We start from the raw sequence: 25,355 nt of genomic DNA on the forward strand, positions 1-25,355 counted from the left end.
TTGCCCCAATCAGGTCAGCGCGCCTCTGGCATCAACCCTGATGATGCGCTCCACCGTGCCCAGCGCCAGCCCGCCGCGCACGCCGATCAGGTGGTCGTGCAGGTTCACCGTGGGGTCGCAGTGGCCGGGAATCAGCCACAGCATGCGGCCCAGGGCGGGCAGCCGGGCCTTGGGGCTCTCGGTGTACAGCAGGCCGTGTTCATCGCCGCCATTGCCGTAGCGCAGCGCGCGCTCGGGCGGCAGCATGGCCACCAGGGGCAGGCCCGAGTCGATGGCATGGCTCTTGTGGCCGGCATCGCACACTGCATGGGTGTCGCGCACGGAGATCACCTGCGTCTTGATGAACAGGGAGTGCTCGAACGTGGGTTGCGCCGGCTCGCGCTCGTTGCGCGCGTAGTCGGCATCCATGAACAGAAAGGAGCCGGCCTGCAGCTCGCCGTAGACGCCGCTGGCCGCTTCGTGCACCAGGGTGCCCGTGCCTGAACCCGTGATCAGGGGCACCGGAATGCCTGCGGCCTCGATGCAGTGGCGGGTGTAGGCCGCTGCGCGCACCACGCCAGCAATGGTCTCGCGCCGCTCGGCCGTGCCCGTCAGGTGCTGGGCGCGGCCGTGGTAGGCCTGCAGCCCGGCAAAGCGCAGGCGCTGGGCGTGGCGCACGATGGCCTGGGCCAGCGGCACCGCATCTTCGCCCGGGGGCACGCCGCAGCGGCCCTGGCCCACGTCGATCTCCACGAACACGTCGATGCCGGCATCGCTGCCGGCCAGCGCCATGGCCTCGGCCAGGCGTTCGATGCCTTCGGGGTGGTCCACCGCCAGCGCCAGGCGCCCGCCGCGCGCGGCCAACTGAGCCGCCAGCCGCGCCACGCGCAGCAGCTTGGGGCCGGCCACGACCTGGTTGCTGATGTAGATGTCGGTCACGCCGCCGGCGGCCAGGGCCTCGGCCTCGGCCACCTTCTGCACGCACACGCCCTGGGCGCCGGCCTGCTGCATCAGGAGTGCCAGCTCGGCGCTCTTGTGCAGCTTGGCATGGGGGCGCCAGCGCACCCGGTGCTTGCGGGCGAAGTCGGCCATGCGCTGGATGTTGCGTTCCATGGCATCGAGGTCCACCACCAGCGCGGGCGTGTCGATCAGGTCCACCCGCGCGCCGATGCTGGCGCGCAGGGCTTCAGGTAAGGGTTTCATCGCGGGCCGCGTTGTCCAGGTGTTGGGTATCGGCCCAGCCGACCAGCGTGAGGCCGTCGGGTGTCCACAGCAGGCGGTTGATGGCCGCGTTGGACAGCTGCCAGGTGCGCGGTGCCTGGATCTCCTGGCGCGTGGCCATGCGGTACAGCACGTCGAGCACGCCGCCGTGGGCCACCATCAGCACCTGCTCGCCGGGGTGCTTTTCGGCCAGCGCGAACACCGTGCGTTCGATGCGCTCACGCAGCATGACCAGCGATTCGCCGCCCTCGGGCACGTACTCGGGGTCACGCTTGCGCCAGCGCCGCGCGTCCTCGGGCATCTCGGCCTCGATCTCGGCAAAGGTGCGTCCCTGGAAATGGCCGAAGCTGCGCTCGCGCAGGCCGGTTTCGGGCGTGATGGGTGCGCCCGTGGCATCGGCCACGGCCTGGGCCGTGGCATAGGCGCGTTGCAGGTCGCTGGCGTAGATGGCGTCGATGGGCTCGTCGGCCAGCGCCTGCGCCAACTGCTGCGCCTGCCACTGGCCGGTCTCGTTCAGGGGAATGTCCAGGTGGCCCTGGATGCGGGTGTCTACGTTCCAGGCGGTTTCGCCATGGCGTACGGCAATGATTCGGGTGGCTTGCATTCAGGTGGGATCAGGGTGGGGGCGCGAAGGGAATGCGCACCTGGCGTGGGCCGCCGGAGGGCTTGGGGAAGCCGGTAAGTGCCGCATCGAACAGGATGCCGAACACGGCGGGGTCGGCCACCCACACGTCCTCGTGCACGGCCGAGGTTTCGTAGACGCTGGCCTGCGTGGCCGCATCGCGCATCACTAGGCTCACCGCGCGGCGGTGCAGTGGTGTGGGCTCGCCCATGCGCCACAGACCGCCCCCGCCCCAACCACCATGCCAGCTGCGGCCATACCAGCCGCCGTAGGCGCGGTAAGGGCCGTAGAAACCATGGGGGCCATAGGGCCAGTAGGGGTCATAGCGCGGCACCGTGCCGGCCTGTACGCCGATCTGCACCAGCAGCTTCGGCGCGGCATCGTCGCGCTGCAGGCCAATGCGGCCCAGCGACTGCTCGGCCAGCGCGGCAATGGCGTCGAACGCCGGGGTCTGCTGCGAGGGCAGGCGGTCGATGCGGTAGGTCGCCGGGCTGGGCACGGCGGCCAGGGTGGAGAAGCTCTGCACCTGGCCTTCCACCACGCGGGTGGTGCTGCAGCCGGCCAGGGTGGCCACTGCTGCGCACAGCAGCAGGGCGGGAATCCAGCGACGGGTCATGGTTGTCTCCAGGGATGGGGTCAATCCACCTTGGAGTGTGCTCCTGCCGCCGAGGTTCACGACAGCTGCACCACCTGCACACCTGGTAACGACGGGCTTGGGGCTGAAAACTCTTCCTTGTCGAAGGCCTTGTCGCCGTCTTCGCTGGCCACGCCGGTGGCGCGCGCGTTCTTGAAATCGTACTGGCTGCCGTCCAGCAGGTGCGATGGCACCACGTTCTGCAGCGCGTTGAACATGTTCTCCACGCGGCCGGGGAATTTCTTCTCCCACTCGCGCAGCATCTCGCCCACCTGCTTGCGCTGCAGGTTCTCCTGGCTGCCGCACAGGTTGCAGGGGATGATGGGGAAATTGCGCTGCGCGGCCCAGCGCGTGGTGTCCTTCTCGGTCACGTAGGCCAGCGGGCGGATCACCACGTGGCGGCCATCGTCGCTGACCAGCTTCGGGGGCATGCTCTTCATCTTTCCGCCGAAGAACATGTTGAGCAGCAGCGTCTGCAAAATGTCGTCGCGGTGGTGGCCCAGCGCGATCTTGGTGCAGCCCAGCTCGTCGGCCACGCGGTACAGGATGCCCCGGCGCAGACGGCTGCACAGGCTGCAGGTGGTCTTGCCCTCGGGGATCAGGCGCTTGACGATGCTGTAGGTGTCTTCGTTCTCGATGTGGAAGGGCACGCCTGTGCTGGCCAGGTACTCGGGCAGCACATGCTCGGGAAAGCCGGGCTGCTTCTGGTCCAGGTTCACGGCCACCAGGTCGAAATGGATGGGCGCGCGCGCCTTGAGCTTCTGCAGAATGTCCAGCAGGGCATAGCTGTCCTTGCCGCCGGACATGCAGACCATGACCTTGTCGCCCTCTTCGATCATGTTGAAGTCGACGATGGCCTTGCCGACCTCGCGGCACAGGCGCTTTTCGAGCTTGTGCGCCTCGCGTTCGATCTTCAGGCGCGCAGGGCCCGATGCAGCCGCGGCCGCATCGGCGCCGGTGTCTGCCACTTCGGGGGGCTCGGCGGTCCAGCCGGCCCGTTGGGTTTCGTTCATCACTGCGCTCATGGAAGGGGCTCTGGGGTCTGGTGAAAGCGGGGTCCACCGGGCGCCCGGACAGGGTGCGCTCGCGCTGGGGCCAAAAAGACGGAGATATCCCCCAATTGTCGGTGAAACCGCCCGCCCATGGACTGGAGCGGGCTCTCCAGTGGGGGCGATGCCCGCCCAAAGTGCTATTTTTCCGCTTCTGGGGGCTCGCCGCCAGGGGCCGCAACGGCTTGTTGCAGGGGGGCGGCCCGCTCTGCAGCCCACAGCCGCATGTCGCGCTTGCCCTTGGCATTGGCCCGGCGCCAGGCCTCGCGTGCCAGCGCCAGGAAGCGCTCCTCGGCGGGGTCGGGGTGCTGCGTGGCGTGCTCGGCGTCGAGCCAGCCGACGTCCACGCGCGCATGGCGCTCAATCTGGCGCGCCAGCGTGTCGCCGATGGGGCGCGAGCTTTTGATCTGGCTCCACATGCTGGGCGATATCTCCAGCGAGGCGGCAAAGGCCTGGTCCAGCCCCTTGGCCGGCTTGCCGGCAGCGATCTCTTTTTCGAGGAACAGGCGGTGCAGCGCCAGCACGTTGGTGCGGCGGATGACGGTGAGGGGAGGCGGAGTCACAGAAGAAAAACAACAAACGCAGAAAAAAGATTGTGCAGGGTGTTGACGGGTAAGTAAAGACTATTTACAGTCCATTCCCATCAGGACTTCCTGTCCTCCCTGAATTCACCACCGAACCGACCTACCGCCGAAAGACCACCGTGAACGCCTGCCGCACCGCCATCCTCCACCGCTCCCGCCAGGGTGCCGTGGCCGTGCGCGGGGCGTTGATTGCGCGCACGTTGTCGTCCATGCCATCCCATGCAAAGCGACTGCCATCGCAGCAGCGCACAGCGTATTTGCAGGGCAATGGCAGCCAGCCGCAGTGGCTGGGCAATGGTTTCGAGGACACCGCTCCACCACCGGGCGGAGGTTGCAGCGCAGGGCAGTAGCCCACAGGCGCTCTCCCTCCCGATCTCTTGATCAAGAGGCCCGGCAACCAGGTGGTTCCGGGCCTTTTTCATTGCCGGCTGTTTTTCTCAATTCCCCTTCTTTTCCCGCAGCGCCAGCCGCTGCCCCCGCAGGCATCGACCCGCCGGGGACCTCGGTTCTTTAACAGTTTGCTGCAGGCGGCTTGGCTCCACGGGAGCAATGGCCGGCCTGCTTATCGAAATCAGAGGGAAGGGGCGCACCGCGCCCCACCCAACCCCTCTCCATTTCGGGTGTGCCTTTGCTTTTCACCGCCGGAACCGGCCGCATGCGCGGCCCGGCGGGATGTGCTGGGATTGATCACCCAGTGCAGCGACGTGCATGCGCGGTTTCATCGGAACCGCGGTCGCGTGAAGACACAACCGAAATGGAGATGCGCTCCGGCAGGAGTGCCCGATATTTCGCTTTTTTTTGCTTTCTACGCGTGTAGCTCAACTGGCAGAGCACCGGCCTCCAAATCCGACGCTTGAGGGTTCGACTCCTTACGCGCGTGCCAATCTTTTTCCTGGCCATGGCCAGGCATGCCGTAGCAGCCCTGTCGGATTGGGGCGCCTGGTCTTCGTGCCGGGGATTGCAGGTTCGACTCCTGTCTGCGGCTCCTTCCCTTTTCCCCCTTTTCCCTTTTGTTGACCGGTCGCCAAGTGGTAAGGCAGCGGATTTTGATTCCGCCATTCGGAGGTTCGATCCCTCCCCGGTCTGCCCAATTTTTCAACCCACCCACCTCGTCCATTTATCCAATCACCCTTCAGGAGACCACTGTGGCCATTCAGCAATCCTTCTTTCTTGGCGCCCAGCGGCGCCGTTCCGGCTTCGCCGGCTGGCTGGCCCGCCTGGTATCCGTGCGCGCCCGCCTGCCCCGTACGGCCGTCCGCGCTGCTCCTGCCGCCCGCAGGCTTGAGCACTTGGACCTCGACCAGCGCGTGCGCGAGGTCGGCGAGTGGTAGCGGCGTGTGCGTTCGTGCGCCCGCTGCCAGCCTCACCGCATCCACCAGGGCCTCCATCGATTGCCGATGGATGCCCGCTTTTGCCATTGACTGACTGTTGTTGAAACGGGGCGTGCGCTTGGCTGGGCGGCTGCGCCCTCCATTGCCAAGCAAGAAAGGACGCCCCATGCCCCGCACCGAACCCGAAACCCTCTACCGAAAGCGCCTGGCACCCACGCCCACGCCCCGCGTGCTGCAGTTGGATCTGCACGGCACGCCCCAATCCTGGATGCCGCTGGAGCAAGCCGCCGTGCACTACGCCAGCGGTGCCGTCGCCTGGGATGCCGGCCTCGATGCCCTGGCCACATTGCGTGGCGGGCACAACGCAGCGACCGGCCGGCAGTCTGTGCTTCAGATCGCGCCCATCATCGCCCTGCGCGGTGTGTCCCGGATCAACCTCTTTGACGTGGTGCCTGGGCTCACCAAGCGCCGTCTGCTGCGCCGTGACCGCCACACCTGTGCCTACTGCGGCGGCGTCTTCGGCGAAGAGCTGCTGCAGTGCGAGCACATCGTGCCGCAGTCGCGCGGTGGTGCCACCTCGTGGACCAACCTCGTGGCGGCCTGCGCCGGTTGCAACGGCTACAAGGCCGACCGCCTGCCCGAGGAGGCCGGCATGCGCCTCTTGTACCTGCCCTACGTGCCCAGCCGCTACGAGTCCTTCCTGCTGGACGGGCGCAACGTGCGCGCGGATGTGCACGAGTGGCTGGCCAAGAGGCTGCCCAAGGGCTCCAGGCTTCATTGAGAACGCCTGGGGTTTGCAAACCGAATGTGAAAGGGCCGTGGTCAGTGACCACGGCCCTTTTTTCTTCCCCGGTTTTCAGCCGTGGCAGCCGCTCACCACTCCCCGGTTTCTATGCGGATCGCCACTTCGCAGTCGTCGAAGATCTCCAGCTTGGCGATCTTGACGCGCACGCCCAGCACGCCGGGCAATTGCATCAGCCGGTTGGCGAGCTTGCCGATCAGGCTTTCGAGCAGGTTCACGTGCTCGGCGCGGCACTCGTCGATGATGATCTGGCGCACCTTGCGGTAGTCGAGCACGTGCAGTATGTCGTCGTCGCGCGGCGACAGCGGCTGGGCGCCCAGGCTCAGTTCGGCGTCCACCTGGATGGGCTGGGGGTCGGTCTTCTCGTGCGAGAGGATGCCCAGGTTGGCGTCGAAGCGCAAACCGCTGAGCGTGAGGATTTGGGTGCCTGTGGCGTGGGTGGTCGTCATGGTGTTTCCTGTGTGAGCGGGTGGGTGCTCACATCAACGAGAAATCGCGCTCGAATTTCATCAGGTGCTGGCCGCCGTCCACCATCAGCGTGGTGCCGGTGATGGAGCGGTTCTCCAGCGCAAAGCGCACAGTGGCGGCCACGTCTTCGGGGGTAGAAGAGCGGCCCAGCGGGCTCAGGGCGTGCAGCTGTGCGAATTTCTCGTCGCTGAGCATGTGGCTCGTGAGCGTGAGGCCCGGGGCCACGCCCATCACCCGCACCCTCGGCGCCAGCGCCAGCGCCAGCATGGTGCCGGCGGCTTCCAGCGCCGCCTTGGACAGCGTGTAGCTCATGAAGTCGGGGTTCTGGTTCCACAGTTTCTGATCGAGCAGGTTGACCACCGCGCCCTGGACATCGGCCTCGCCGGCCGCTGCGCGGGCCTGCAGGTGCTCGTGCAGGGCCTGGGCCAGCAGCACCGGGGCGCCGGCATTGCTGCGCAGGTGCTTCTCCAGGCTGGCAAAGCCCAGCGTGGCGGCGTTGTCATGCTCGAACAGCGAGGCGTTGTTGACCACGGCATCCAGCGCGCCGAAACGTTCCACCACGCGCGGCACCAGGGCGCGCACGGCGGCTTCGTCATCGAAGTCGCCATCGAAATGCGCGCTCTGGCCCGAGCACAGGCGTGCGCACTCTGCCACCGTGTCGATGGCGTCCTGCTCGGAGCTGCGGTAGTGCACGGCCACCTGCCAGCCGCCGGCGGCCAGCGCCAGCGCAATGCTGCGGCCCAGGCGCCTGGCGGCGCCGGTGACAAGCACAGTACGGGGGCGGGGTGAAGAAGGCATGAGGGACAATGCTGGCCGTGAAGAAAACACCCGACAGTTTAACGACCGCCCTCACGGCGCACATTGCCGATGCCATTGCCGCCGCTGGCGGCTGGATCGGCTTCGACCAGTTCATGGCCCTGGCCCTGTACACGCCCGGCCTGGGCTACTACGCCAACGACTCCGCCAAGTTCGGCCTGCTGCCCGAATCGGGCAGCGATTTCGTGACCGCGCCCGAGCTCACGCCGCTGTTCGGCCAGACCCTGGCCGTGCAGGTGGGCGAGGCCTTCGAGCGCACCGGCACCAGCCAGGTCTGGGAGTTCGGCGCCGGCTCCGGCGCGCTGGCGCTGCAGCTGCTCGACGCCCTGGGCGAGCGCGTGCAGCGCTACACCATCGTCGACCTTTCGGGCAGCCTGCGCGCGCGCCAGCAGACGTTGCTGGCAGCGCACGCGCACAAGGTGCAGTGGGTCGATGCGCTGCCCGAACGGTTCGAAGGCGTGGTGGTGGGCAACGAGGTGCTCGACGCCATGCCCGTCAAGCTGCTGGCCCGCCATGGTGGCCAGCACGGGGGCGTGTGGCACGAGCGCGGCGTAGCGCTGCACGACGGCGCCGTCACCTGGGCAGACCAAGCCACCGACCTGCGCCCGCCGGTGGAGGTGGAGGGCCCGCAGGACTACCTGACCGAGATCCATCCCCAGGGCGAGGGCTTCATCCGCATGCTGGCTGACTGCCTGCAGCGCGGTGCGGCCTTCCTGCTGGACTACGGTTTTGGCGAGAGTGAGTACTACCACCCCCAGCGCCACATGGGCACCGTGATGTGCCACCAGGGCCATCTGTCCGACAGCGACCCGCTGGTGGAGGTGGGCCGCAAGGACATCACCGCCCACGTCAACTTCACCGCCATGGCGCTGGCCGCGCAGGAGGCCGGCCTGCAGGTGCTGGGCTACACCACGCAGGCGCACTTCCTCATCAACTGCGGACTGGCCCAGCGCATGGTGGAACTGCCCCCCCTGGAGCGCGCCACCGCCGCCAAACTCATCATGGAGCACGAGATGGGCGAGCTGTTCAAGGTGCTGGCCCTGGGCGCGGGCGAGCCCTGGGAGCCCGTGGGCTTTGCCCAGGGCGACCGTTCGCACCGGCTGTAGCGGTCAGCCGCCGGGCAGCGCGCCGCCCGGCGCCGGCCCGGCATTCAGGGTCAGCGCATCGCTGCGGTCCTTGAGGCCTATGCCCGTGAGCCCCAGGCGCCGCGCCTCGGCGCACAGCCACCACAGGCGCGCCGCCGCAGCGGCCGGCGCCAGCCCCTCGGGCCGCACGTTGGAGATGCAGTTGCGTTCGGCATCTCTGCGGCCCGCCTGCGGGTGCCAGGTGAGGTAGATGCCCAGGCTGTCGGGTGAACTCAGGCCCGGGCGCTCGCCGATCAGCACCGCCACCATGCGCGCACACAGCAGCGCGCCCACCTCGTCGCCCAGCGCCACGCGCGCCTGGGTGGCGATGGCAACCGGGCCGATGTGCCAGCCCGGCGGTGCCGTGCGCAAAATGGCCTGCACCAGCGGCAAGGCATTGCGCTCGGTGGCCAGCGCCGACAGGCCGTCGGCCACCACCAGCAGCAGGTCGCAGCCCGCACCATCGCTATCCGCCTGGCCGCGCAGCCGCTGCGCATCGGCATCGCCCAGGCGCCGGCCCAGGTCGGGGCGCAGCAGGTAGGTGGCGCGGTCGGGCGCGGCGCTGGCCATGCGCAGCGTGGTGCAGCCCAGCCCGGTGAGCTGCAGCGCCAGCGCGTCGGCGTCGAGCGGCAGGTGCACGGCATCGCGCGCCTGGGCATGGGCCAGGCCGAAGTCGAGCAGCTCGCGCGTGGGGATGGCCGTGCCCGCGCGGCCCAAGGCCAGCCGCGCGGCAGTATGGGCGCGCAGGTCGCCCCAGGGGTCGGGCGGCGGGCCGGTGAAGGGCGTTGAATCGCTCATGCCCGCATACCGATCTGCCGCAGCTGCGCGATGGCGGCCTGCTGTTGTGCGGCGGGCAGCAGCCGCCCCGCGCCGTCGGCCAGGTGCATGCGCTGCAGCCAGGCCTCGAACTCGGGCGCGCGCTTGAGGCCCAGCACCTCGCGCAGGTACAGCGCGTCGTGGAACGAGGTGCTCTGGTAGTTGAGCATGATGTCGTCGGCCCCCGGCACGCCCATGATGAAGGTCAGACCCGCCACGCCCAGCAGCGTCATCAGCGTGTCCATGTCGTCCGAGTCAGCCTCGGCATGGTTGGTGTAGCAGACGTCGCAACCCAGCGGCACGCCCAGCAGCTTGCCGCAGAAGTGGTCTTCCAGGCCCGCGCGGATGATCTGCTTGCCGTCGTACAGGTATTCAGGCCCGATGAAGCCGACCACCGTGTTGGTGAGCAGCGGCGAAAACGCGCGTGCCACGCCGTAGGCCCGCGCCTCGCAGGTCTGCTGGTCCACGCCGTGGTGGGCATTGGCCGACAGGGCGCTGCCCTGGCCGGTCTCGAAATACATCACGTTGTCGCCCAGCGTGCCGCGCTTGAGGGACAGGGCCGCCTCGCGTGCTTCGCGCAGCAGCGCCAAGTTGATGCCGAAGCCGGTGTTGGCCTTCTCGGTGCCCGCGATGGACTGGAACACCAAGTCCACCGGCGCGCCCTGCTCGATCATCTGCACGGTGTTGGTCACGTGGGTCAGCACACACGATTGCGTGGGGATCTGCAACTTGGTGATGACCTCGTCCAGCATGTGCACCAGGCCGGTGAGGGCGGCGATGCTGTCTGTGGCCGGGTTAATGCCGATCACCGCGTCCCCCGCGCCATAGAGCAGGCCGTCGACCATGGATGCCGCGATGCCGCGCAGGTCGTCGGTCGGGTGGTTGGGCTGCAGGCGCACGGCCAGGTGGCCCGGCAGGCCGATGGTGTTGCGAAAGCGCGTGGTCACCTGACATTTGCGGGCCACGGCCACCAGGTCCTGGTTGCGCATGAGCTTGCTCACGGCGGCGGCCATCTCGGGCGTGAGGCCAGGGGCCACAGCCGAAAGAGTGGCCGTATCAGCCGCCAGCAGCCAGTCGCGCAAGCCGCCCACGGTGAGGTGGGCGATGGGCGCAAACGCCGCAGCATCGTGCGTGTCGATGATCAGGCGGGTGACCTCGTCGCTCTCGTAAGGCACCAGCGCTTCGCTCAGGAAGCGCGGCAGCGGCACGTCGGCCAGGCACATGCGCGCGGCCATGCGCTCCACCGCCGACCCCGCCGCGATGCCGGCCAATGCGTCGCCGGACCGCGCTGGCGTGGCTTTGGCCATCAGTTCGCGCAGGTCGCCAAACAGCCAGCGGGTGCCGCTCACGGTGTGGTGGTGGGGGGCCGGCGCGTGCATGGTCGAGTAAGGGCGGTTGGGGGTCAGGCAATGATGACGTGGCTGCCCGCCGCCTGCAAGGCCGACAGGGCGAGCAGGGCGCGCGCGCCCGCATCCGTGATGATGGTGTCGATGTCGGCCAGGCCGGCGTACACCACGCGGCTGGCCTGGCCGATCTTGCTGTGGTCGGCCAGCACGATGAGGCGCTGCGCCTGTCCCGCCATGGCGCGCGCCACTGCGGCCTCGCGGTGCTCGAAGCTCGTGGCCCCGTGCTGGCCGTGGATGCCCACGGGCGAGAGCAGCGCCACATCGGCGCGGTAGCGGTGGATCTCTGCCACCGTGGTGTCGCCATGGGTGGCCTGCACCCCGGGATCGGTACGCCCACCCAGCAGGATCACCTCGTTGCGCGCCGTCCGTCCTGCATCGGCCCCGGCCAGCCGCAGTGCCACATTGAGGCCATTGGTCACCACCGTCATCCCGGACAGGGCCGACAGCTCCTCGGCCAGGATGGTGGTGGTGCTGCCGGCATCCAGAAACAGTGTCTGCCCAGGCTGCAACTGCTGCAGCGCGGCGCGGGCGATGGCGCGCTTCTCGCGCTCACGCACGGCCTGGCGCACCGACAGGGGCGGCTCGGGCTCGGGGCCGGGGGCCACCACACCGCCATGCACGCGGCGCAGCACGCCCTGGGCCTCCAGTTCGACGATGTCGCGGCGCACGGTCTCGCGCGATACATCGAGTTCCTGCGCGATGCGCTCGGTGCTCACGCGCGACAGCGTCGACAGCAGCGTGCGGATGCGTATGAATCGTTCTTCCTGCAGCATGTCCTTCAGGTCCTGTCGGGTGTGTTCGTCATGCGGTGGGCCGGCGCTTGAGCGCCAGCAGGTGCAGTGCCAGTGTCAGCGATCCCACCACTGCCATGATGCAGGTCGAGAACGCCGCTGCCTGCGAGGTGAAACCGGCCTCGTCCAGCCGCATCACCGTGACCGCACCCATGGGCAGCGACGGGGTGATCAGGAAGATCACGGCCGACAGGGTCACCATGGAGCGCATGAACAGGAACACCAGTACCGCCAGCAGCGTGGGCATGAGGGCCGGCAGCACCACGTCGCGCAGCACGCGCCAGGTGCCGCCGCCCAGCACGGTGGTGGCGTCTTCCAGCGTGGCCGGCACGTTGCGCATGCCGGTCATCATGGTCACGAAGCCCTGCGTGTGGTAGTGATAGTAATTGCACAGCGCGAGCAGGATGGCCGTGCCGTACAACAAGCCCCAGGGCATGCTGCCCGCATTGAAGGTGAACACGTAGGCCAGGCCCAGCACCAGCCCCGGCACGCCCACCGGCAGGGCCGAGAGCAGCGTGGCGGCGCGTGCCGCAGGCCCCGGCAGGCGGCGTATGCCAAAGCACAGCAGGAACAGTAGGGCGGTGCCTATGATGGCGGCCAGGGCCGATACCCAGAGCGAGGTCCACAGCGGCGCATAGCCGCCTGCGATGGTGATGTCGTAGTGCTTGAGCGACAGGTCCAGCCGGTAGGGCCACAGGCGGATGAAGCTGGCGAGCACGACGGTGGCCACCACGGCCACGATGGAACCGGCAATAACCAGATTGGCGAAGAAGAACGCGGTGTCGCGGCCTGCCCGGCGTGCGGGTGTGGGCGGCAGGGCCGACTCGGCCCCGGCGCCCGCGCGCCGGGCCGCAAAGCGCTCGATGAAGATCGACAGCGCCGCAGGCGCCAGCAGCAGCAGGCCCACCACCGCCCCCATGCCGAACTTCATCTGCCCGCTGACCTGGTTGTAGATCTCGGTGGCCAGCACGGGGAAGTTGCCGCCGATCACCACGGCGTTGCCGAAATCGGTGATGGTGATGGTGAAGACCACGAAGGCTGCGCTCAGCAGGCCGTAACGCGCCTGCGGCAGGGTGATATCGCGGAACTGGCGCCACGGCGTGGCACCCAGCACCTCGGCGGCATCGTACTGGCGCGCGTCGCCCTGGCGCAGGGACGTGCGCACGATCAGCACCGCCTGGGGCAGGGCGTACAGCACGTCGGCAATCAGCAGGCCCCAGAAGCCGTAGATATCGGGCCGCATACCGAGCATTTTGCCCACGATGCCGTTGCGCCCGAGCAGGAAGATCAGCCCCAGGCCCAGCACCAGCGAAGGGGCCAGCATGGGCAGCGCCAGCGCCATGCCCACGAAATTGCGCCCCGGCATGCAGGTGCGCTCCATCCCGTAGGCCACCACGAAGGCCAGCAGCAAGGTGACGGCCGTGGTCACCAAACCCAGCAGCAGGCTGTTGGACAGGGCGCGCCACACGCCCGGCGTGTCCAGCAGCGCGGCGTAGTTGCCCCAGCCGATGCCGCCGCTGTCCTGCATGGCGCTGCGCCAGGCGATGGACAGCATGGGAATGCCGAAGAACAGCACCAGCGCCGCCAGCGGCAGCCACAGGCAGGCGCGCAGCAGCCAGCGTTCGCCTGCACTCATGGGGGGCAGGGCGGCGCTGCTCATGCCTGCACCCAGGCGCAATCGTCGGCGTTCAGGCCCAGGGCCACGGCATCGCCGGGTTGAAGCGGCTGGGCGCTGCTGGTTTCCACCAGCAGGTCCAGGTCGTGCCAGCGCACCTGTATGCGCTGGATGCTGCCCAGGAAGGTGGTGCCGAGCACCCGCCCGGGTGCGTCGGCACGCGCCTCGATGCGCAGGCGCTCGGGCCGCACGCACAGCAGGGCCATGCCATCGGGTGCTGAGCCAGGTAGTGCTGGATGCAGCGTCTGCGCCTGCGCCGGGGTGAGCAGGTTGCTGTGCCCCATGAAGTTGGCGACGAAGCGGGTGCGCGGGCGCAGGTACAGCTCGCGCGGCGTACCGGCCTGCTCGATGCGGCCCTGGTGCATGCAGACCACGCGGTCGGCCATGGCCATGGCCTCCTCCTGGTCGTGGGTGACCATGATGGTCGGTATGCCCAGGCGCCGCTGCACTTCGCGCAACTCATGGCGCAGGTCGGCGCGCACGCGCGCGTCCAGCGCCGACAGGGGCTCGTCGAGCAGCAGCAGCGAGGGGTTCACCGCCAGCGCACGCGCAATCGCCACGCGCTGCTGCTGGCCACCCGACAACTGCGCCGGGTAGCGCCCGACGAAGTCGGCCAGGCCCACCATGTCCAGGAGTTCGGTCACCCGCGCCTTGGTGGCTGTTGCGGGCGTGTTGCGGATGGCCAGGCCGTAGCCCACGTTCTGCGCCACCGTCATGTGCGGGAACAGGGAGTACGACTGGAACACGATGCCAAAGCCGCGCTCGCGCGCCGGCAGCGTGGCCAGGTTGCGACCACCCAGCGTGATGGCGCCACCGTCTGCCGGCAGCAACCCTGCGACGATGCGCAGCAGCGTGGTCTTGCCGCAGCCGCTGGGCCCCAGCAGGCACACGAACTCGGCGCTGCCCACGGTGAGCGTGATGCGTTCGAGCGCCACCTGGCCCTCGAAACTCTTGTGCAGGTCGGTGATCTGCAGGGACATGGTGGTGCGCGCGCCTTCTGGTTCTGGGGTGGTCGTCGAAACGGTGCTCGTGGCTCAGCGGCCGATGGTCTTTTGCCAGGTCGAGAGAATCGTGTCGCGGTCCTTGGCCGACTTGGCGAAATCCATCGGGTACAGGGTCTTGGACAGGTCCACCGGCAGGCCGGCTGCCTTGGCCGCCTTGGACTGGGGCGCGCCGGGGATGGTCACGATTTCCTTGTACTTGGTGTACAGCGCCGCGGCGCTGGGCGACAGCGTCCAGTCGAGGAAGCGCTTGGCATCGGCCTTGTTCTTCGACGCCGCCATCAGGCCCGAGGCCTCGAGCTCATAGCCCGCCCCGTCGGTCGGGATGACCATCTTCAGCGGAAAGCCTTCTTCCACCGACTGCATGGCGGCGAACGCCAGCGAGGTGCCGATGGCGAACTCGCCCGCCCGCGCGGCCTTGCAGGGGCGCGAGCCCGACTTGATGTACTGGGCCACGTTGCCGTCCAGCGCCTTGAGGAACTTCCAGCCTTCGTCCGTGCCCTTGGACTGCAGCAGCGCCGCGATCTGCAGGTAGCCCGTGCCCGACGACACCGGGTTGGGCATGACCACCTCGCCCTTGTAGACGGGGTTGGTCAGGTCCTTCCACGACTGGGGCATGGGCAGGTTCTTGGCCTTGAGCACTTCGGTGTTCACGCAAAAGGCGGCCATGTAGCCGGTGGTGGTGAACCACTTGCCGTCGGCCGCCTTGTCCTTGGCGGCCAGCTTGTCACTGCCCTTGGCGGTGTAGGGCTCCAGCAGCGCAGTGATGCGTGGGTCCAATGTGTTGGTCAGTGCCCAGCCCCAGATCACGTCGTGCTGCGGGTTGCTGGCCTCGGCCAGGATGCGCGCACCCAGGTCGCCGGTGGACAGGCGCAGCACCTTCACGTCCACGTCGGGCATGTCCTTCTTTGCGGCAGCGACGTATTCCTTGATTTCGTCCTCTTCGAGGGCGGTGTAGGCCGTGACGGTGCCTGCATGCACTGCGGGCAGGCCGCCAGCGAGCACGCTGCACAGCGCAAGAAACTGCAAGGCCGAAAGAGCGGGGGAGTGGGTCAGCATGAATTTTCTCCAGAACGGTGCGTTGCAAGAAGTTGGGGCGGCGGGCCGCAGGACTCTCACCATATTTGTGCGTTTTATTGCACTTGTGCTAATTATTGTTTTTGCACGAAAATACACAAGCACTAAATATGCCAACCGATGGATCCTTCGCGCTGCGTGCTGAGGTCCGTCGATGGGCTCCGTCCAACCTCCCTTGCCCTGACCGGACTCCCATGAACAGCACCATTTCTTCCCCTGCCGTCCTCGGCGGAGCCTCGTTCGTGCCCATCGCGCTGGCGATGGCGGATGCGGCGCGCGCCCCGTCGATGCGCTACTTCCGCACGCCCCTGGACGTGCTCACCAAGTCGGATGAAAGCCCTGTGACCGTGGCCGACCGCGAGACCGAGGCCGCCATGCGTGCCGTGCTGCACGCGCAGTGCCCGGACCACGGCATCCTGGGCGAGGAACATGGCCGCGAGCGGCTGGAGGCGCCCCATCTGTGGGTGATCGACCCTATCGACGGCACCAAGAGTTTCATCACCGGCTCCCCGCTGTGGGGCACGCTGGTGGCCTTGCTGCACCAGGGCCGGCCGCTGCTGGGCCTGATGGACATGCCTGCGCTGGGCGAGCGCTGGGTGGGCGTGGCTGGTGAGGAAACGCAATGCAACGGCCACACGGTGCGCGCAAGCACCTGCCAGGCACTGGCGCTGGCGCGCATCTACACCACCTCGCCCGATGCCTTCACGGCCGATGAATGGCGCCGCTTCGATGCGCTGAGCCGCGAATGTGCGCTGCGGCGGTTCGGGGGCGACTGCTATTCGTACGCCCAGCTCGCGGCAGGGCATGTGGACCTGGTGGTGGAGGCCGGCCTGCAGCCCTACGACTACCTCGCGCTGGTGTGCCTGGTCGAGGGGGCCGGCGGCTGCATCACCGACTGGCAGGGACGTGCGCTCTCGGTCGACTCGGACGGCAGGGTAGTGGCGGCTGCCACCCCGGCGCTGCACGCGCTGGCGCTCCAGCGCCTCCAGGGTGCTTGAAGGTGGTTCAAGGCGGCCGATGCTTAGCTGTTTTGGTTGTTAATAACTGAGAAAACATTCGTTCCCAGAACAAGCGGCGCGACCTAGAGTGAAGGTCTCAGGGGCACATATGCCCAGATTCCCCACGAGGTTCCCATGTCGGCCGTCCTTTCACCCGCTTCCAATCCTCCGCCCGCCATAGCCGGCGATGCGCTACCGCAAGGTCTGGTGATCCGCACCGTGGCCGGCTCCGCAGGCCCGTTGGGTGCCGAGGTGCTGGGCCTGGACCTGGCGCGCCCGCTGGGCCGGGAGGACTTCGCTCGCATCCACCGCGCGCACCTGGACCACCATGTGCTGGTGTTTCGAGACCAGCGCATCACGCCGCGCCAGCACATCGATTTCAGCCGCCTGTTCGGGCCGCTGCAGATCCACGTGCTCAAGAATTTCCAGCTTGCGGACCATCCCGAAATCCTGATCGTCTCCAACATCAAGGACGCCGCTGGCCAGCCCATCGGTCTGGGCGATGCGGGCCACTACTGGCATTCGGACCTGTCGTACAAGGACAAGCCCAGCCTGGGCTCGCTGCTGCACGCGCAGGAGCTGCCGGGCGAGGGCGGCGACACCCTGTTCGCCGACCAGCATGCCGCCTACGATGCCCTGCCCGAGGCGCTCAAGGCGCGCATCGCGCCGCTGCAGGCGGAGCACAGCTACCTGGCCAAGTACGAGGAACTGCGCGCCCGCAGCCCCTGGCGCCCGAAGCTCACCCAGGCGCAGATCGACGAGGTGGCGCCTTCCATCCACCCCGTGGTGCGCACCCACCCCGAAACGGGCCGCAAGGCACTGTTCGTGAGCGAGCACTTCACCACGCGCATCGTCGGCCTGCCCGAGGACGAAAGCCAGGCCCTGCTGGCCGAACTGTTCGCCGCCAGCGTGCGCCCCGAATTCACCTACCGCCACCCGTGGCAGCCGCACGACCTGGTGTTCTGGGACAACCGCTCGGTCACGCATCTGGCTGCGGGGACGCCGGATACCGAGCGCCGCAAGCTGTATCGGACAACGATCGAGGGTGATCGCCCGTTCTGATCGACCCCTCTCAGTTTTGCCCCTTCCTTTTTCTTGACCGCACAGGACTCCATGACCATGTTCCAGACCACCCGCCGCCGCATCGTGCGCAAAACCATCGCCGCCCTGGCCACCGCCGGGCTGCTGGCTGGAGGGTTGGGCTTGACCACCAGCGTCCACGCGGCCGAAGGCCAGCTGCGCATTGCGCAGCAGTTCGGCATCGTCTACCTGCTGCTCAACGTGGCGCAGGAGAACAAGCTCATCGAGAAGCACGGCAAGGCCGCAGGCGTGGACATCAAGGTCGAGTTTTTGCAGCTCTCGGGTGGCTCGGCCGTCAACGATGCGCTGCTGTCGGGCAACATCGACATCGCCGGTGCCGGCGTGGGGCCGCTGTTCACGCTGTGGGATCGCACCAAGGGGCGCCAGAACGTCAAGGGGGTGGCCTCGCTGGGCAACTTCCCGTACTACCTGGTGAGCAACAACCCGGTCGTGAAGACCATTGCGGACTTCACCGACAAGGACCGCATCGCGCTGCCGGCCGTCGGTGTGTCGGTGCAGTCGCGCGTGCTGCAGATGGCCTCGGCCAAGCTCTGGGGCGAGAAGGAGTTCAACCGCCTGGACAAGAACCAGGTGGCCCTGCCGCACCCCGATGCGGCGGCGGCCATCATCAAGGGCGGCACCGAGATCACGGGCCACTTCGGCAACCCGCCCTTCCAGGAGCAGGAACTGGCCGGCAACCCCAAGGCGAAGATCGTGCTCAATTCGTACGATGTGCTGGGCGGCCCGGCATCGGCCACCGTGCTCTACGCCACCGAGAAATACCGCGCCGAGAGCCCCAAGACCTACAAGGCCTTCGTCGATGCACTCGATGAAGCCGCGAAGTTCGTCGCCGCCAACCCCGAGAAAGCGGCCGACATCTACCTCAAGGTGGCCGGCGGCAACACCGACCGCGCGCTGTTGCTGAAGATCATCCAGAACCCCGAGGTGCAGTTCAAGGTGCGCCCGGAGAACACACTGGGCATGGGCCAGTTCCTGCACCGCGTGGGCGCCATCAAGAACCAGCCGACCGCGCTCAAGGACTACTTCTTTGAAGACGCCCTCACGGCGTCTGGCAACTGAGCCCAGACCATGAACGAGCACGCCATCCGGCTGGGGCCCTTTTCGCCGCCGCTGCAGAGCGAGCGGGCCGCGCTGCAGGAGGCGGCTGAAGGCCTTGGTACCCATGCCGAGCCGGTTGGGGTGGGCGCTGCCGGGCTGCCTGCCGCACTGCTGCAGGTGCAGGGCGTGAGCATCGACTACCGCACCCGCGAACGCGTGGTGCGTGCTACGCACCGCGTGGGTTTCGACGTGCATGCGGGCGACCGCTTCGTGCTGCTCGGTGCCTCGGGTTGCGGCAAGTCCACGCTGCTGAAATCCATTGCCGGATTCATTGCGCCGAGCGAGGGGCAGATCCTGCTGAACGGCCGCGCCGTCACGCGGCCCGGGCCCGACCGGGTGGTGGTGTTCCAGGAGTTCGACCAATTGCCGCCCTGGAAGACGGTGCGCGACAACGTGATGTTCCCGCTCCTGGCCTCACGCAGCGTGGGCCGCAGGGAAGCCGCCGAGCGCGCAGCGCTCTACATCGACAAGGTGGGGCTGACAAAGTTTGCCGACGTGCACCCGCACCAGCTGTCGGGCGGCATGAAGCAGCGCGTGGCCATTGCGCGCGCGCTGGCCATGCAGCCCCAGGTGCTGCTGATGGACGAGCCCTTTGCCGCGCTCGACGCCCTCACGCGCCGGCGCATGCAGGAGGAACTGCTCTCGCTGTGGGACGAGTTTCGCTTCACGCTGATCTTCGTCACCCATTCCATCGAAGAGGCGCTGGTGGTGGGCAACCGCATCGCCATCCTCTCGCCGCATCCGGGGCGGCTGCGCGCCGAGCTCAACAGCCACCAGTTCGGGCTGCACAGCCTGGGCGGTGCCGACTTCCAGGCCACGGCGCAGCGCATCCACCGCCTGCTGTTCGACGAGCCCGTCACTGGGGCCGTGCCGGGCTCGGTGCAGGCCGATGCCGAGGCCCTGGCACCTGGCCGCCGCGATGGCGTGCCGCTCATTGCCCCACAGCGGCCTGCGGGTTCGCTGCCTTTCCAGATTTCCGTATGAGCGCTTCCCTGCTGACCCCTCCCGTGCGCCCCGATTTCGAGCGCAGCCTGGAGCCGCTGGGCGGCATCGCGCCCGTGCAGCCCTTGCCGCTGGCGGCGCGAATCTGGCAACAGGCGTGGGTGCGCAAGTTGGTGATCCTGGCGGTGCTGGCCGTGCTGTGGGAGGTGGTGGCGCGCTGGCAGGACAACGACCTGCTGCTGCCCACCTTCCTGCAGACCGCCAAGGCGCTGGTGGAGGGCCTGGCCTCGGGCGAGTTGGTGGCCAAGACGGCGATATCGCTGTCGGTGCTGCTCAAGGGCTACCTCGCGGGCATTTTCGGGGCTTTTGTGCTCACCACACTGGCCGTGTCCACCCAGTTCGGGCGCGACCTGCTGTCCACGCTGACCTCCATGTTCAACCCGCTGCCGGCCATCGCATTGCTGCCGTTGGCGCTGCTGTGGTTTGGCCTGGGGCAGGGCAGCCTGGTGTTCGTGCTCATCCACTCGGTGCTGTGGCCGCTGGCGCTCAACACCTACGCGGGCTTTCAGTCCGTGCCCGAGACGCTGCGCATGGCCGGGCGCAACTACGGCCTCACGGGCATCCGCTACGTGCTGCAGATTCTGGTGCCCGCCGCGTTGCCGTCCATCCTGTCGGGCCTGAAGATTGGCTGGGCCTTTGCCTGGCGCACGCTGATCGCGGCCGAGCTGGTGTTCGGCGCGTCGTCGGGCAAGGGAGGGCTGGGCTGGTACATCTTCCAGAACCGCAACGAGCTCTATACCGACAAGGTGTTTGCGGGCCTGGTGCTGGTGATCCTGATCGGCCTGGCGGTGGAGAGCCTGGGCTTTCATACGCTCGAACGCCTGACCGTGCGCCGCTGGGGTGTACAGCGCTGAAGTTAGCGCCGGCCACCCTACACTCGGGGCATGCTCCGCTGGTTCCTCGTCGTCTTTCTCGCGCTGATGTGCATCAGCTGGCTGTCGCCCATGCTGCGGCGCATCGGCTTCGGCAGGCTGCCGGGCGACCTGCGCTTCACATGGCGGGGACGGGAGTGGGACATACCTCTTGCGTCGACCCTGCTGCTGAGCTTCATCGTCAGCCTGATCGCCAAATTCATCTGATTGCCCTCAGTCCCCTGCCTCCTGCAGGGCTTGAAGGAAGGCCTTGCGCCACCAATGCACGTCATGCTCGCGGATGCGCGCCATGAGCTTCTGGTGCCGTGCCTGCCGTTCGGGCAGCGGCATCTGCAGGGCATGCTGGATGCTGTCGGCCGTGCCCTGGGTGTCGTAGGGGTTCACCAGCAGCGCTTCCTTGAGCTGCTCGGCCGCGCCGGCAAAGCGCGAGAGCACCAGCACGCCGGGGTCCTCGGGGTCCTGCGCCACCACGTATTCCTTGGCCACCAGGTTCATGCCATCGCGCAGCGGGGTCACCAGGCCCACGGCGGCGGCGCGGCACAGGCCAGGCACGCGCTTGCGTGCCACGGTGCGGTGGATGTAGCGCACCGGCATCCAGTCGAGTTCGCCGTAGTCGCCGTTGACCGAGCCGCACAGCCCTTCGAGCTCCTGGCGCAAATCCGAATAGGCATGCACGTCATCGCGCGAGGGCGAGGCGATCATGATCATCGTGGCGCTGTTGCGGTTTTCGGGGTAGCGGTCCAGCAGCTCGCGGTAGGCGCGCACGCGGTGCGGTATGCCCTTGGAATAATCGAGCCGGTCGATGCCCAGCAGCAGGCGGCGGCGCGAATACTCGTCGCGGATGTTCTCGTAGGTTTCCACGGCGTCGGGGGCCTCGGCGAGGCGCGTGAACTCATCCACGTCGATGCCGATGGGAAAGGCCTGCACCTGCACCGTGGCGCCAAACGCACGAAGTCGCTGGGCGCCCACTTCCTCGGCACTGCCCTCGTTGCGTACATAGCGCGTGAAATGCGCCACATCGGCCTCACTCTGCAGCCCCACCAGGTCATAGGCGAACAGCGAACGCATCAACCACTCGTGCTGCGGTATCGCCGCCATGATCAGCGGCGGCGGCATAGGGATGTGCAGGAAGAAGCCGATGCGCTGGCGGCAACCCATGGCGCGCAGCTCTGCGGCCAGCGGGATCAGGTGGTAGTCATGCACCCAGATGACGTCGTCGTCGCGCAAGAGCGGCAGCAGCTTGCGCGCGAACATCTGGTTCACGCGGCGGTAGCCGGCGATGTAGCTGGCGTTGAAGTCGGCCAGGTCCAGCCGGTAGTGGAACACCGGCCACAGCACGCTGTTGCTGTAGCCCTGGTAGTAGGCATCGTGGTCTTCGCGGCACAGGTCCACGGTGGCCAGGGTCACGGCACCGGCGCTGCGGGTGTGCATCTCGCCCTCGCCAGGCGTGCCCCCCTCGACCACGGTGCCGCTCCAGCCGAACCAGAGCCCTCCGGTCTGGTTCAGGGCTTCGCCCAGGGCGACCGCGAGGCCTCCGGCGGCGGGTTTGCGGGGATCGGCAAGGCGGTTGGAAATGACAACAAGACGGCTCATCACCCGATGATCCGTGCAGATCGCCGGCGGGCCGTGTCGGACAGGGCCGCGAACTGGTGCGTCAAATCACGCTGTCCCATGGGGCCGACAGGCGCACGGCGGCGTTGATCACGCCCACCATCGAGTAGGTCTGCGGGAAGTTGCCCCACATCTCCTGGGTCTCGGGGTGGGTGTCTTCCGAGAGCAGGCCCAGCGGGTTGCGCGCTGCCAGCATGGTCTCGAAGATGGCGCGCGCTTCGTCCTTGCGGCCGATGCGCGCGAGCGCATCGATGCGCCAGAAGGTGCAGATGTTGAAGGCCGTCTCGGGCTTGCCGAAATCGTCGGCCGCCTCGTAGCGGCGCATGTAGGGGCCGTCGCACAGGCTCTTTTCCATGGCTTCCACCGTGCTCACGAAGCGCGGGTCCCTGGGGTCGATCAGGCCGACCTCGGCCATCAGCAGCACGCTGGCGTCGAGCTCGTTGCCGCCAAAGCTCTCGGCAAAGGCCTGGCGCGATTCGCTCCACGACTTGGCGAGGATCTCCTCGCGCATGCGTTGGGCATGGCCGTGCCAGTAGGCGGCCCGGTCGGGCAGGCTGAGGGCGGTGGCGATCTTGGCCAGGCGGTCGCAGGCGGCCCAGCTCATGAGGGCCGAGGAGGTGTGCACCCGCGCCCGCGTGCGCAGCTCCCACATGCCCGCATCGGGCTGGCCGTAGACGCGCACCGCGTTCTCGCCCACCTGTTCAAGCCGGGTGAACTCGCCCAGGCCTGCGCGGTGCAGCAGCCGGTGGTCGTGGAAGGCCTGGGCCGCACCCAGCACGATGTTGCCGTACACGTCGTGCTGGAAATGCTCGGCCGCCTGGTTGCCCACGCGCACCGGGCCCATGCCGCGGTAGCCCGCCAGCTGCGGCATCATCGATTCGGGCAGCTCGCGCTCCAGGCCAATGCCATACAGCGGCTGGATGTGGCCGCTGCCCGCATCCACCACCACGTTGCTCAGCCAGCGCAGGTAGTCCTCCATGGTGCCCACTTCGGAGATGCTGTTGAGCGCGCGCACCACGAAGAAGGCATCGCGCAGCCAGCAGTAGCGGTAGTCCCAGTTGCGCCCGCTGTGGGCCGATTCGGGGATGCTGGTGGTCATGGCCGCCACAATGGCGCCCGTGTCTTCGTACAGCGAAAGCTTGAGGGTGATGGCAGCGCGGATCACCGCGTCCTGCCACTCCAGCGGCACGGCCAGGGCCCGGCTCCAGCCGCGCCAGTAGGCGGTGGTCTCCTGCTCGAACAGGCGCGCCGTGTCGGCAATGCCGTCGAGCAGGCTCTCGTCGGCTCCCAGGATGAAGTTGTGCTCGCGCGTGAGCACGAAGGGCTGGCCCGAGAGCACATGCGACACCGGTGCGTCGGTGGACAGGCGCAGCGCCATGCTGCCGCCCACGTAGCGGATGTGGTTGCTGCCGCGCGTGATGTGGGGCTCGGTCTGGCCCCAGTCGTACTTCACCTTCACGGCCACGCGGATGCGCGGCGAGCCCTGGATGGGGCGCACCCGGCGCACCAGCGTCATGGGCCTGAAGTAGCGCGAGCGGCTGTAAAAACGCGGGGCGAAGTCGGTGATCTCGACCCCATGCCCGGCCTTGTCGAACAGCTGCGTGCGCAGGATGGCGGTGTTGGGTTCGTACCACTGGTGGGCCGAGGCCATGTCCTCGATCTCGATGGCGAAGTGGCTGCCTTCGTCCCCCGGCTGCAGCAGGGCGTTGAAGACCGGGTCGCCGTCAAAGCGCGGCAGGCAGCACCACACCATGCGCGCATGGTTGTCGATGAGGGCGCTGATGGCGCAATTGCCGATCATGCCCAGGTTGAGCGAGCCCTGTTGCGGGTCCACGGCGGAGGTGTTGGGGTGTTCGGTGGTCATCGTGCGCGTTCCCACGAGGTTCGTGCCGCCGACAGCCAGCCACGCAATGCGGCTGGTGTCATGCAGCGGTGTTGTGCCAGCGTCGGGCCCTCGCCCACCTTGATGCCCCAGCCGCCCAAGGCGGTCACGGCGGCAAAGCCGGATTCGTCGGTCACGTCGTCGCCGGCGAATACCGGGATGCGCCCTGCGAACGGCGGCAGCGTCATGAAATCGGTGATGGCCTGGCCCTTGTGCACGCCGCGCGGTTTGACCTCGAGCACGAACTTGCCGTCCATCATCTCCACGCCGTGCACCTGCTGCATGGCGGCCAGCAAGGTGCCGCGGCACAGGTCCTCCAGATGCGGTGCCAGGCGATAGTGCAGTGCCACGCTGGCGCGCTTGGGCTCCACCAGCAGGCCGGCGTGCTGCACGGCCAGTTGGGTGGCCGCCTGCAGCACGGGCGCCAGGTCCGGCGGCACCACGGCAGGGCGCGAGCCGTCGGCCAGACGGTACTGAGAGCCATGCTCGGACGCCAGGGGCAGCACCAGAGGGTCGAGAAAGTGGTCGATGTCGGTCTCGCGCCGCCCCGTCACGATGGCCAATGCGCCATCCAGGTGGGTGCTCAGGGCAGCGAGGGTGGGAACCAGCCCCGCAGAGATGCGCACGGCCTCGGGCCGGGGTGCCATCTCGGTGAGCGTGCCATCGAAATCCAGAAAGAGCGCATGGGCCGTTGTCAAAAAGGGAAGCAGCTGCATGTGGCGGCACCTTAGCAGACAGCTGGGTGGCCTGCCAGCGCGTGGGGGTGGCGTGTGCAGGGACCTGATGGCCTGAGAGAGTGCCCGAAAACCCGCGCCAGCATTGGGGTGTTCAGCTACCAGGGGCTTGCAAAGAGCGCTTTCGGGCCCCATTGTCACAAGATGAAAAGGGTGTTTGTCTTACAAGCAAGTGCCCCGTTGCCAGCGCACGCTGAGCGTACCCATGGAGATTTTGCGTGACCGAAGAAGCCCCCCACATCGTCTGCCCCCACTGCCACACCACCAACCGCGTCCAGCGCGCCGACTTGGGGCAAGCCCCCGATTGCGGCAGCTGCCACCAGCCCCTTTTTGCCGGGGCGCCCGTGGCGCTGGATGCGGCTTCGTTCGACAGGCATGTGGGCCGCAGCCACCTGCCAGTGGTGGTGGATTTCTGGGCCCCCTGGTGCGGCCCTTGCCTGCAGATGGCGCCGGCCTTCGCCCAGGCAGCACGTGACCTGGAGCCCCAGGTGCAACTGGCCAAGCTCGACACCGAGGCCCACCAGGCGATTGCGGGTCGCTTCGGCATCCGCAGCATTCCCACCATGATCGTGTTCAAGGAGGGCCGCGAGGCGGCACGCATTTCCGGCGCGATGAACGCCAGCGACATTGCGCGTTGGGTGCGCAGCGTCAGCTGACCCTG

27 protein-coding genes and 2 tRNA genes are annotated in these 25,355 nt (G+C 67.8%); 13 read left to right on the forward strand and 16 right to left on the reverse strand.

Annotated features, from left to right (window positions below; all coding sequences use genetic code 11):
- Nucleotides 1-9 precede the first annotated feature (9 nt).
- The 5 genes from ASE31_RS02565 to ASE31_RS02585 all read right to left on the reverse strand — a co-directional run bounded on the left by ASE31_RS02565 (nucleotide 10) and on the right by ASE31_RS02585 (nucleotide 4,068).
- Entirely contained in the window at nucleotides 10-1,182 is a 1,173-nt protein-coding gene (locus ASE31_RS02565; protein ID WP_057199958.1) for a DSD1 family PLP-dependent enzyme, read from the reverse strand.
- On the reverse strand, nucleotides 1,166-1,804 hold the full coding sequence (locus tag ASE31_RS02570) for a histidine phosphatase family protein (RefSeq protein WP_057199959.1): 639 nt from the start codon (nucleotides 1,802-1,804) through the stop codon (nucleotides 1,166-1,168). The genes ASE31_RS02565 and ASE31_RS02570 overlap by 17 nt, the downstream gene beginning before the upstream one ends.
- Before the next feature lie 10 nt (nucleotides 1,805-1,814).
- On the reverse strand, nucleotides 1,815-2,438 hold the full coding sequence (locus ASE31_RS02575) for a DUF4136 domain-containing protein (RefSeq protein WP_057199960.1): 624 nt from the start codon (nucleotides 2,436-2,438) through the stop codon (nucleotides 1,815-1,817).
- Nucleotides 2,439-2,494: 56 nt separating this feature from the next.
- Nucleotides 2,495-3,481 carry a tRNA 2-thiocytidine(32) synthetase TtcA gene (gene ttcA / locus ASE31_RS02580; protein WP_235514230.1) on the reverse strand — a complete coding sequence of 329 codons (987 nt, stop codon included), beginning with the start codon at nucleotides 3,479-3,481 and terminating at the stop codon, nucleotides 2,495-2,497.
- A 164-nt stretch (nucleotides 3,482-3,645) separates the two neighbouring features.
- Nucleotides 3,646-4,068, reverse strand: coding sequence for a hypothetical protein (locus ASE31_RS02585; RefSeq protein WP_057199961.1), 423 nt, complete (start codon nucleotides 4,066-4,068; stop codon nucleotides 3,646-3,648).
- A 140-nt stretch (nucleotides 4,069-4,208) separates the two neighbouring features.
- Between ASE31_RS02585 and ASE31_RS31415 the strand changes: the two genes are divergently transcribed.
- The 5 genes from ASE31_RS31415 (at nucleotide 4,209) to ASE31_RS02610 (ending at nucleotide 6,201) form a co-directional block, all read left to right on the forward strand.
- The gene (locus tag ASE31_RS31415; RefSeq protein ID WP_157412313.1) at nucleotides 4,209-4,439 is read left to right on the forward strand and encodes a hypothetical protein; all 231 of its coding nucleotides are present in this window, start codon (nucleotides 4,209-4,211) and stop codon (nucleotides 4,437-4,439) included.
- 457 nt (nucleotides 4,440-4,896) lie between these two features.
- Nucleotides 4,897-4,972, forward strand: a tRNA-Trp gene (locus ASE31_RS02590).
- Nucleotides 4,973-5,104: 132 nt separating this feature from the next.
- Nucleotides 5,105-5,175 (forward strand) — tRNA-Gln (locus ASE31_RS02600).
- Between the two features lie 59 nt (nucleotides 5,176-5,234).
- Nucleotides 5,235-5,420, forward strand: a complete 186-nt coding sequence (locus ASE31_RS02605; protein WP_057199962.1) for a hypothetical protein — start codon at nucleotides 5,235-5,237, stop codon at nucleotides 5,418-5,420.
- Nucleotides 5,421-5,586: 166 nt separating this feature from the next.
- Nucleotides 5,587-6,201 carry an HNH endonuclease gene (locus ASE31_RS02610; RefSeq protein WP_057199963.1) on the forward strand — a complete coding sequence of 205 codons (615 nt, stop codon included), beginning with the start codon at nucleotides 5,587-5,589 and terminating at the stop codon, nucleotides 6,199-6,201.
- A 92-nt stretch (nucleotides 6,202-6,293) separates the two neighbouring features.
- On the opposite strand, the gene ASE31_RS02615 is transcribed toward ASE31_RS02610, so the two are convergent.
- Both ASE31_RS02615 and ASE31_RS02620 read right to left on the reverse strand, forming a co-directional pair.
- Nucleotides 6,294-6,671, reverse strand: coding sequence for a dihydroneopterin aldolase (locus ASE31_RS02615; protein ID WP_057199964.1), 378 nt, complete (start codon nucleotides 6,669-6,671; stop codon nucleotides 6,294-6,296).
- A gap of 28 nt (nucleotides 6,672-6,699) precedes the next feature.
- The gene (locus ASE31_RS02620) at nucleotides 6,700-7,488 is read right to left on the reverse strand and encodes an SDR family oxidoreductase (RefSeq protein ID WP_057200233.1); all 789 of its coding nucleotides are present in this window, start codon (nucleotides 7,486-7,488) and stop codon (nucleotides 6,700-6,702) included.
- A gap of 8 nt (nucleotides 7,489-7,496) precedes the next feature.
- Between ASE31_RS02620 and ASE31_RS02625 the strand changes: the two genes are divergently transcribed.
- Nucleotides 7,497-8,612 carry a class I SAM-dependent methyltransferase gene (locus ASE31_RS02625; RefSeq protein ID WP_057199965.1) on the forward strand — a complete coding sequence of 372 codons (1,116 nt, stop codon included), beginning with the start codon at nucleotides 7,497-7,499 and terminating at the stop codon, nucleotides 8,610-8,612.
- A 3-nt stretch (nucleotides 8,613-8,615) separates the two neighbouring features.
- On the opposite strand, the gene eutC is transcribed toward ASE31_RS02625, so the two are convergent.
- Genes eutC through ASE31_RS02655 form a run of 6 tightly spaced genes read right to left on the reverse strand, consistent with a single transcriptional unit; the run spans nucleotide 8,616 to nucleotide 15,378 of the window.
- Nucleotides 8,616-9,428: an ethanolamine ammonia-lyase subunit EutC gene (gene eutC / locus ASE31_RS02630; protein ID WP_057199966.1), complete on the reverse strand. Its 813-nt coding sequence runs from the start codon at nucleotides 9,426-9,428 to the stop codon at nucleotides 8,616-8,618.
- A complete protein-coding gene (locus tag ASE31_RS02635) occupies nucleotides 9,425-10,825 on the reverse strand; it encodes an ethanolamine ammonia-lyase subunit EutB (RefSeq protein WP_057199967.1) in 1,401 nt (466 codons plus the stop codon). The genes eutC and ASE31_RS02635 overlap by 4 nt, the downstream gene beginning before the upstream one ends.
- Nucleotides 10,826-10,848: 23 nt before the next feature.
- Nucleotides 10,849-11,625: a DeoR/GlpR family DNA-binding transcription regulator gene (locus tag ASE31_RS02640; RefSeq protein WP_057199968.1), complete on the reverse strand. Its 777-nt coding sequence runs from the start codon at nucleotides 11,623-11,625 to the stop codon at nucleotides 10,849-10,851.
- A 28-nt stretch (nucleotides 11,626-11,653) separates the two neighbouring features.
- Nucleotides 11,654-13,279 carry an ABC transporter permease subunit gene (locus ASE31_RS02645; RefSeq protein ID WP_235514234.1) on the reverse strand — a complete coding sequence of 542 codons (1,626 nt, stop codon included), beginning with the start codon at nucleotides 13,277-13,279 and terminating at the stop codon, nucleotides 11,654-11,656.
- Between the two features lie 20 nt (nucleotides 13,280-13,299).
- Nucleotides 13,300-14,298, reverse strand: coding sequence for an ABC transporter ATP-binding protein (locus ASE31_RS02650; RefSeq protein ID WP_057199969.1), 999 nt, complete (start codon nucleotides 14,296-14,298; stop codon nucleotides 13,300-13,302).
- Nucleotides 14,299-14,352: 54 nt separating this feature from the next.
- Nucleotides 14,353-15,378, reverse strand: a complete 1,026-nt coding sequence (locus ASE31_RS02655; RefSeq protein WP_057199970.1) for an ABC transporter substrate-binding protein — start codon at nucleotides 15,376-15,378, stop codon at nucleotides 14,353-14,355.
- A gap of 212 nt (nucleotides 15,379-15,590) precedes the next feature.
- On the opposite strand from ASE31_RS02655, the gene hisN reads away from it, so the two are divergent.
- From hisN to ASE31_RS02685, 6 genes are all read left to right on the forward strand, one after another.
- Nucleotides 15,591-16,394 (forward strand): histidinol-phosphatase, encoded by an 804-nt coding sequence (gene hisN / locus ASE31_RS02660; RefSeq protein ID WP_057199971.1) that lies wholly within the window; start codon nucleotides 15,591-15,593, stop codon nucleotides 16,392-16,394.
- A gap of 135 nt (nucleotides 16,395-16,529) precedes the next feature.
- Nucleotides 16,530-17,456, forward strand: coding sequence for a TauD/TfdA family dioxygenase (locus tag ASE31_RS02665; RefSeq protein WP_057199972.1), 927 nt, complete (start codon nucleotides 16,530-16,532; stop codon nucleotides 17,454-17,456).
- 57 nt (nucleotides 17,457-17,513) lie between these two features.
- Entirely contained in the window at nucleotides 17,514-18,554 is a 1,041-nt protein-coding gene (locus ASE31_RS02670; RefSeq protein WP_057200235.1) for an ABC transporter substrate-binding protein, read from the forward strand.
- Between the two features lie 9 nt (nucleotides 18,555-18,563).
- Nucleotides 18,564-19,577 carry an ABC transporter ATP-binding protein gene (locus ASE31_RS02675; protein WP_057199973.1) on the forward strand — a complete coding sequence of 338 codons (1,014 nt, stop codon included), beginning with the start codon at nucleotides 18,564-18,566 and terminating at the stop codon, nucleotides 19,575-19,577.
- Entirely contained in the window at nucleotides 19,574-20,449 is an 876-nt protein-coding gene (locus ASE31_RS02680) for an ABC transporter permease (protein WP_057199974.1), read from the forward strand. The genes ASE31_RS02675 and ASE31_RS02680 overlap by 4 nt, the downstream gene beginning before the upstream one ends.
- A gap of 30 nt (nucleotides 20,450-20,479) precedes the next feature.
- The gene (locus ASE31_RS02685; RefSeq protein ID WP_057199975.1) at nucleotides 20,480-20,674 is read left to right on the forward strand and encodes a DUF2905 domain-containing protein; all 195 of its coding nucleotides are present in this window, start codon (nucleotides 20,480-20,482) and stop codon (nucleotides 20,672-20,674) included.
- Between the two features lie 6 nt (nucleotides 20,675-20,680).
- Here the strand turns inward: ASE31_RS02685 and otsA are convergent, their stop codons facing one another.
- The 3 genes from otsA to otsB all read right to left on the reverse strand — a co-directional run bounded on the left by otsA (nucleotide 20,681) and on the right by otsB (nucleotide 24,676).
- Nucleotides 20,681-22,060 carry an alpha,alpha-trehalose-phosphate synthase (UDP-forming) gene (gene otsA, locus ASE31_RS02690; protein ID WP_057199976.1) on the reverse strand — a complete coding sequence of 460 codons (1,380 nt, stop codon included), beginning with the start codon at nucleotides 22,058-22,060 and terminating at the stop codon, nucleotides 20,681-20,683.
- 61 nt (nucleotides 22,061-22,121) lie between these two features.
- Nucleotides 22,122-23,942, reverse strand: coding sequence for a glycoside hydrolase family 15 protein (locus tag ASE31_RS02695; protein ID WP_057199977.1), 1,821 nt, complete (start codon nucleotides 23,940-23,942; stop codon nucleotides 22,122-22,124).
- On the reverse strand, nucleotides 23,939-24,676 hold the full coding sequence (otsB, locus tag ASE31_RS02700) for a trehalose-phosphatase (protein WP_057199978.1): 738 nt from the start codon (nucleotides 24,674-24,676) through the stop codon (nucleotides 23,939-23,941). Before otsB ends, ASE31_RS02695 begins: the two co-directional genes overlap by 4 nt.
- Before the next feature lie 236 nt (nucleotides 24,677-24,912).
- On the opposite strand from otsB, the gene trxC reads away from it, so the two are divergent.
- On the forward strand, nucleotides 24,913-25,350 hold the full coding sequence (trxC, locus tag ASE31_RS02705; RefSeq protein ID WP_057199979.1) for a thioredoxin TrxC: 438 nt from the start codon (nucleotides 24,913-24,915) through the stop codon (nucleotides 25,348-25,350).
- Nucleotides 25,351-25,355: the final 5 nt, after the last annotated feature.

The organism is Acidovorax sp. Root217 (assembly GCF_001428645.1).
Lineage (GTDB): Bacteria > Pseudomonadota > Gammaproteobacteria > Burkholderiales > Burkholderiaceae_C > Acidovorax.